The organism is Roseburia sp. OF03-24 (assembly GCF_003463035.1).
GTDB lineage: Bacteria > Bacillota > Clostridia > Lachnospirales > Lachnospiraceae > Roseburia > Roseburia rectibacter.
Window position 1 is genome coordinate 1 of the sequence record NZ_QSCK01000086.1, and the last position, 915, is coordinate 915.

At 44.0% G+C, this 915-nt stretch carries 1 protein-coding gene; it reads left to right on the forward strand.

The features are described from left to right. Window positions 1-94: 94 nt before the first annotated feature. The coding region (locus DXA60_RS18485) for a helix-turn-helix domain-containing protein (protein ID WP_158570901.1) at window positions 95-915 on the forward strand (821 nt) is incomplete at its 3' end.

Sequence of the window (915 nt, forward strand, 5' to 3'; positions counted from 1 at the left end):
GAGTTTATGCAGGCAAGACGTAATGAAATGCAGATCTATGAGGATATTCCCCGGAAGCTGCAGAACGGAATTATAAAATGGGATGGTGGCAGATGTGGAAAAGAACCGGGAGATGTTAAAAGAGATTGAGAAAAAACGCAAAGAACTGGGATTATCCCAGGTAGAACTTGCAAAACGCATTGGTTTTTCAAGAGGCTATTATAACATGCTGGTGCACGGGAAAAAGCCGGTCAGTGACAAACTGGCTGACCAGCTGCAAAACGTGCTTCAGGAATACCGGAAAGAAAGCGGTTATGGAACACGGACAGAAGATCCGGCGGACTGTTTTAGAACAGCGGATGACGTATGGAACGCCGGAGAAACAGGAGAGATGGCAGACGAGTACATAGAAGAAAATGAAGATTCCATTGCATTTGATCCGGTGGAATGGATCACGAACCTGGAAACAAGACGGAAAAGCTACGGCGTATCGCAAAGTGAATATGCAGAAACGGCAGGAATCAATAGAAGTTATTACAGTGTATTGTTGACCGGAAAAAAACGGGCAACAAAAAAGCTGTTAGAACATTTGGAAATGGTCCTTGAGATATTTAATCCGGATAAAGAAATGGAAATTTTATTTGACTATGTCCGGATCCGTTTCGCAACCACAGATGAAAGACGCGTGATCGAGGATGTCATGAACATCCGGATGCAGTACATGATCGAGGAAGCGCACAGTTTTTATGGATACGGGCGTCAGTATATTTACGGAGATATCACAGTCATGGTATCGCCGGAACATGAAAAAGGCATTCTGCTTGAATTAAAAGGTAAAGGGTGCAGGCAGTTTGAGGCATTTTTGAAAGTACAGAAACGTACCTGGTACGATTTCTTCCGGACGGCAAGAGAAATGGGGGCGGTGTTTAAACGGAT